This window comes from Streptomyces sp. NPDC002446, assembly GCF_053595675.1.
In genome coordinates, this window is the sequence record NZ_JBSFYC010000065.1 from 40936 (window position 1) to 47001 (window position 6066).

Here is a 6066-nt window from a genome sequence, read left to right on the forward strand (position 1 = left end):
GACAGCCCCTAGCCGCGCCCCCGTGACCTCAGCCAGTCCGGCTCGTCCTCGTCCCCCGGGCCCACGGTCGGGAAGTCCTCCGTGGGCTCCTCGGTCGGCGGGGTCTGGGTCGGGACGGTGGGGGACGGCGGCTGGGTGGTCGGCGGCTTCGGGGCGGCGGTGGGCGGTGCGGCGTCGGTGGGGGAGGTGGACGGGCCGGGGACCGGTGAGCTCGTTGCGTCGGGCGACGGCGAGGCGGTGTCGGACGGTTCGGCGGACGGCGAGGCCTCGGCGCCCTTCGCCAGCCGCAGGTCGAAGTCGTGCACCGGGCGTCCGTGCAGGGCGGCCGCGGTGTAGTCGGCCCAGATCTGGGCGGGGAAGTCGCCGCCGTTGACCCGTGGCAGGCCCGCCGCGCCGTACAGCGGCTCCTGGGCGGCGCTGTCCGGGTGCTGGCCCAGTACGGCGACGACGGTGGCGAGGTCGGGGGTGTAGCCCGCGAACCAGGCTGCCTTGTCCTCCTCCGCGGTGCCGGTCTTGCCGGCCGCGGGCCGCCCGGCCGCCTGTGCGGCGGTGCCGGTGCCGCCGTCGACGACGCTGCGCAGGATCGAGGTGGTGGTGTCGGCGGCCTCGCGCGGGATGGCGGTGGTCCGTTCGCGGTCGGGCAGCTCGACCGTGTCATCGCTCTTGGTGACCTTGTCGACCAGGGTGTAGGGCCGGTGGCTGCCGTGCCGGGCGAGGGTGGCGTAGACCTGCGTCATGTCCAGGACGCTGGGGGTGGCGGTGCCCAGGGCGATCGCGCCCCGGGAGGCGGCGAGGCCGGGGGTGCCGGCGGGGATGCCCAGGCTGACGGCGGTGTCCTTGACCTTGTCGGGGCCGACGTCGATGCCCATCTGGGCGTAGACGGCGTTGACGGACTTGTCGGTGGCCTCGGTGACGGTGATCGGGCCGTAGGAGCGGTCGTCCTCGTTGGCGGGCGCGAAGCCGGTGGAGCGGCCCCGGCTGACCGTCATCCGCTTGTTGGTGCCGTCGTAGACGGTGTGCGGGGTGATGGGCACGCCGTCCTGGGTGGTGGAGCGGTTCTGTACGGCGGAGGCGAAGACGATCGGCTTGAAGGTGGAGCCGACCTGGTAGTCGCTGCGGGTGGCGCCGTTGACGTACTGCTTGGCGTAGTCGATGCCGCCGTAGAGGGCGACGACCCGGCCGCTCTTGGGGTCGATGGAGGCGCCGCCGGCCCGTACGTAGCGGTCGACCTCGCGGGAGTCGTCGAGCCGGTCCATCAGCCGCGTGTTCACCGCCTTCACGAAGGCGTTCTGGCGCCGCTTGCTGATGGTGGTGGTGATGCGGTAGCCGCCGCCGCGCAGGGTGTCCTCGTCGAGGATCCGGTGGTCGGTGAGGTAGTCCTTGACGGCTTCGACGAGGTAGCCGCGCTGGCCGGTCAGGCCGGGGGAGGTCCGGGCGGGCTTGGGCACGGGGAAGCGCATCGCGGCCCGCTCCTCGGGGCCGAGCCACTTCTGGGTGACCATGCCGTCCAGTACGTAGTTCCAGCGCGCCAGTACCCGCGGCCGGTTCCCGGGGTGCGCGGTGATGTCGTAGGCGCTGGGGGCGTTGAGGAGGGCGGCGAGGTAGGCGCCCTGAGCGGTGGTCAGCTGGTCGCTGTCGCGGCCGTAGTAGGCCTGGGCGGCGGCCTGGATGCCGTAGGCGTTGCGGCCGTAGTAGCTGGAGTTGAGGTAGCCCTCCAGGATGTTGTCCTTGCTCACCTCGCGGTCCAGCTTGATCGCGATGAAGAACTCCTTGGCCTTGCGGGTGAGGGTCTGTTCCTGGGCGAGGTAGTAGTTCTTCACGTACTGCTGGGTGATGGTGGAGCCGGACTGCTTGCCCTTGCCGGTGACGGTGTTCCAGGCGGCACGCAGCATGGCCGCCGGGTCGACGGCGGACTCGGAGTAGAAGTCGCGGTCCTCGGCGGCGAGTACGGCCTGCTGGACGTCCTTGGGGACCTGGCTGAGCCGCACGTTCTGCCGGTTGACGTCGCCGTCGCGGGCCAGTTCGGAGCCGTCGGAGTAGAGGTAGATGTTGCTCTGGGCCTTGGCGGCGCTGTTGGCCTGCGGGATGTCGACGAGGAGGTAGCCGCCGATCAGGCCGCCGATGACGATCAGCAGGAACAGCAGCACGGTGCCGAGCACCGTGCGCCAGCTGGGCAGGACCCGGCGCCAGCCTGTGCGTTGTCCGCTCATGTCTGTATGGACTCCTCGGCCGCCGCCGGAGGTTGTACCGCGGCGGAGGATTGGTGTCGTGTCGGGGTGTTCGCGCCGTACGCCGGAAAGCAACTGCCGCCCGTGGGGAAACTCTCGCATCATCCGCCCCGGTCAAAGGGGGTGGCGCGCACCCGGGACGGCCAGCTGACCGGCTGAATGGCGCCCATGGCTCACCCGAAGCGGTGATAAACCGATGGTGCCCGCCACGCCCACGACTTAGGCTCCGGTGCTTTGCCGTCCGGTGAGCGGGAGGAGGGGAGCGCGGCGTGTGGTACGTGGCGGTGGCGGCCGGGAGCTTTCGGCGGTACGCGACCTATCGGGTCGCCACCCTGGCCGGGGTGTTCACCAACAGCGTCTTCGGCTTCATCGTCGCCTACACGTACATCGCCCTGTGGGACGCGCGGCCGCATCTGGGCGGCTACGACCAGGCGCAGGCGCTGACCTTCGTGTGGACCGCGCAGGCGCTGCTGGCGGCGTCGGCGCTGATGTCCGGCGGCGGCCTGGACGAGCTGCAGGAGCGGATCCGTACGGGTGATGTCGCGGTGGACCTCTACCGGCCGGCGGATCTGCAGGTGTGGTGGCTCTCCGCGGACCTGGGGCGGGCCGCGCTGCAGCTGATCGGCCGCGGGGTGGTGCCGATGGTGGTGGGTGCGCTGGCCTTTCCGCTCGCGCTGCCCGCGGACGTGGCGACCTGGGGCTGCTTCCTGCTGTCGGTGGGGCTCGGTGTGGTGGTCAGCTTCGCCCTGCGCTATCTGGTGGCGCTGGCGTCGTTCTGGTTGCTGGACGGCTCGGGCCTGGCCCTGATCAGCGGTCTGGCCTGCATGTTCTTCTCGGGGATGCTGCTGCCGCTGCGGGTCTTCCCCGGTGGCTTCGGTGAGGTGGCGCAGCTGCTGCCGTGGGCGGCGATCCTGCAGGTGCCCGTCGATGTGCTGCTGGGCGCGCGCAGCGGCGGTGCGCTGGTGCGGGGGCTGCTGTTCCAGGCGGTGTGGGGTGCGGCGCTGCTGGCGGTGGGCCGGCTGGTGCAGTCGGCGGCGACCCGCAAGGTGGTGGTGCACGGTGGCTGAGAGGGGCCGGGACGGCGGCCGGCTCGCCCAGGGGCTCTTCGCGTACGGGCTGATCGTGCGGATGTGGGTGCGCTCCACGCTGGCCTACCGGGCGTCGTTCGTGATGATGACGGTCGGCAACTTCGCCGGCTGCGCCCTGGACTTCGTCGCGATCATGCTGATGTTCTCGCAGGTCGATGCCCTCGGTGGCTTCTCGCTGCCCGAAGTGGCGTTTCTGTACGGCACGTCCGGTGCCGCGCTGGGCCTGGCGGATCTGCTGCTGGGCAGCATGGAACGGCTGGGGCGGCGGGTGCGTGACGGCACCCTCGACCCGCTGCTGCTGCGCCCCGCACCGGTCTTCGCGCAGATCGCCGCGGACCGGTTCGCGCTGCGCCGGCTGGGCCGGATCACCCAGGCGCTGCTGGTGCTCGGCTGGTCGCTGACCGGTCTGGAGGTGGACTGGACGGTGGGCCGGGTGCTGATGGCGGTGCTGATGGTGGTGTGCGGTACGGCCATCTTCGGGGCGGTGTTCGCCACCGGGGCCGCCTTCCAGTTCTGGGCGCAGGACGCCGCCGAGGTGCAGAACTCCTTCACGTACGGCGGCAACGCCCTGCTGCAGTACCCGCCGACGGTGTTCGCCAGGGACCTGGTGCGCGGGGTGACCTTCCTGGTCCCGCTGGCCTTTGTGAACTGGCTGCCCGCGCTGCGGCTGCTGGGCCGCGAGGACCCGCTGGGGCTGCCGGGCTGGGTGGACTTCCTGGGGCCGGCGGTCGCGGCGCTGATGTGCGCGGGGGCCGCGCTGGCCTGGCGGTGCGGGCTGCGGGCGTACCGCAGCACCGGCAGCTGACGGTATGTCAAACAGACGGGTGCGGAAGGAGTCGTGGGGTGAGCGGTGACAGTGGTGCGGCGGAGCGGCTGATCGAGGTGGACGGCGTCGAGAAGGTCTTCTCGGTGCGGCGCAAGGCGGGCCGGCTGCGCCGCGTCCGGCAGGAGGTGCGGGCCGTGGACGGCATCAGCTTCCGGGTGTCGCGCGGGGAGATGGTCGGCTACATCGGGCCGAACGGCGCGGGGAAGTCCACCACCATCAAGATGCTGACGGGCATCCTGGTGCCCAGCGGCGGCCGGCTGCGGGTCGCCGGTATCGATCCCGCCCGCGAGCGGACCCGGCTCGCCCGCCGGATGGGGGTGGTCTTCGGCCAGCGCACCACGCTGTGGTGGGACCTGCCGCTGAAGGACTCCTACGAGCTGGTACGGCGGATGTACCGGGTCCCCGACGCCGCCTACCGCGCCACCTTCGACCGCTGCGTGGAACTACTGGACCTGGCCCCGCTGCTGGCGGTGCCCGTACGCCAGCTCTCCCTCGGGCAGCGGATGCGCGGCGACATCGCGGCGGCGCTGCTGCACGACCCCGAGGTGCTCTATCTGGACGAGCCGACGATCGGGCTCGACGTCATCAGCAAGGCGAAGGTGCGGCAGTTCCTCCGCGAGGTGAACGCCGAGCGCGGCACGACGGTCCTGCTGACCACGCACGATCTGACCGACATCGAGCAGCTGTGCCGCCGGGTGATGGTCATCGACCACGGGCACCTGGTCTACGACGGCGGGCTCGACGGCCTGCGGGCGGCCGCCGACGGCGAGCGGACGCTGGTGGTGGACCTGGCCCGCGAACTGCCGCCCATCGAGGGCGTTCCGGGCGCCCGTACGGTCAAGGTCGAAGGCCCCCGCCAGTGGCTGGCGTTCCCGGCGGCGCAGAGCGCGGCGCCGCTGGTCGCCGCGGTCGCCGAGCGCTATCCGCTGGTGGATCTGTCGGTGCGGGAACCGGACATCGAGTCGCTGATCGCCGAGCTGTACGCGAGCGGCGGCACGCGGCGGAAAGCCGGTCCGGCCGAGGGGGCGACGGCACCCGCACCCTAATCTGTTCGTATGACTGAAGACCTCCCTGAATTGCGCGCCTCCGACGCCGACCGTGAGCGGGTCGCGGAGATCCTGCGGGACGCCCTCGCGGAGGGGCGGCTGCTGATGGAGGAATTCACCGAGCGGCTGGAGGCGACGTACCAGGCCCGTACGTACGGGGAGTTGGCGCCGATCACCGCCGATCTGCCGGCGGCCGCGGCGCCGCCGGCCCCTTCGGCGCTGTCGCTGCGCAAGGACGGCGGTGCGGTGGCGTCCTGGTCCGAGCGGATCGTGGGCGAGGCGGAGGGCACCACCGCGGGCATCGGCATCCTGAGCGGCTTCCAGCGCAAGGGACGCTGGACGATCGGGCGCCGCTTCACGGCCGTGTGCATCATGGGCGGCGGCGAGATCGACCTGCGGGAGGCGGACTTCGCCGGGCCCGAGATCACCCTCAGCTGCTGGGCGTTCATGGGCGGGGTGAACATCCTGGTACCGCCGGGCGTCGAGATCGATGTGCGCGGCCTGGGCATCATGGGCGGCTTCGACTCACGCGAGGACGGCGTCCCCGGCGACCGCGGCGCACCCCGGGTGATCGTCAAGGGCGTGGCCCTGATGGGCGGCGTGGGCATCGAACGCAAACTGCCCAGGGCCGAGCGGCGCCGTTTGAAGGAGGAACGGCGCCGCCTGAAGGCGGAGGAGCGGGGGCGGCGTAAGGGACTGGAGGACTGAGGTCCGCTGCGGTTTGGGCTCGGCTTTCCCGCCGTGGGGGTTGTTCGCCGTTGCGCCTGCGGCGGGCGGTGGGTGCCGCTGCGCGGGGCTTTTCGGCTGCCGGTGACGGTCCTCCGGGGCAGGGTGTCCGGACTGCTTCGCTTTAATTCAGGTCACCCACCCCCACCCGC

General features: G+C 71.8%; 5 protein-coding genes. 4 read left to right on the plus strand and 1 reads right to left on the minus strand.

Going from position 1 to position 6066, the window contains the following annotated elements; all coding sequences use genetic code 11:
- Positions 1-8 precede the first annotated feature (8 nt).
- Positions 9-2333, minus strand: a complete 2325-nt coding sequence (locus ACWD6P_RS29030; RefSeq protein ID WP_451447128.1) for a transglycosylase domain-containing protein — start codon at positions 2331-2333, stop codon at positions 9-11.
- Between the two features lie 164 nt (positions 2334-2497).
- Here ACWD6P_RS29030 and ACWD6P_RS29035 point away from each other — a divergent pair, with 164 nt between their 5' ends.
- The 4 genes from ACWD6P_RS29035 to ACWD6P_RS29050 all read left to right on the plus strand — a co-directional run bounded on the left by ACWD6P_RS29035 (position 2498) and on the right by ACWD6P_RS29050 (position 5896).
- The gene (locus ACWD6P_RS29035; RefSeq protein WP_451447129.1) at positions 2498-3295 is read left to right on the plus strand and encodes an ABC transporter permease; all 798 of its coding nucleotides are present in this window, start codon (positions 2498-2500) and stop codon (positions 3293-3295) included.
- Between the two features lie 61 nt (positions 3296-3356).
- Positions 3357-4121 (plus strand): ABC transporter permease, encoded by a 765-nt coding sequence (locus tag ACWD6P_RS29040; RefSeq protein WP_451447134.1) that lies wholly within the window; start codon positions 3357-3359, stop codon positions 4119-4121.
- A 38-nt stretch (positions 4122-4159) separates the two neighbouring features.
- On the plus strand, positions 4160-5188 hold the full coding sequence (locus ACWD6P_RS29045) for an ABC transporter ATP-binding protein (RefSeq protein ID WP_451447130.1): 1029 nt from the start codon (positions 4160-4162) through the stop codon (positions 5186-5188).
- A 9-nt stretch (positions 5189-5197) separates the two neighbouring features.
- The gene (locus ACWD6P_RS29050; protein ID WP_451447131.1) at positions 5198-5896 is read left to right on the plus strand and encodes a DUF1707 SHOCT-like domain-containing protein; all 699 of its coding nucleotides are present in this window, start codon (positions 5198-5200) and stop codon (positions 5894-5896) included.
- Positions 5897-6066: the final 170 nt, after the last annotated feature.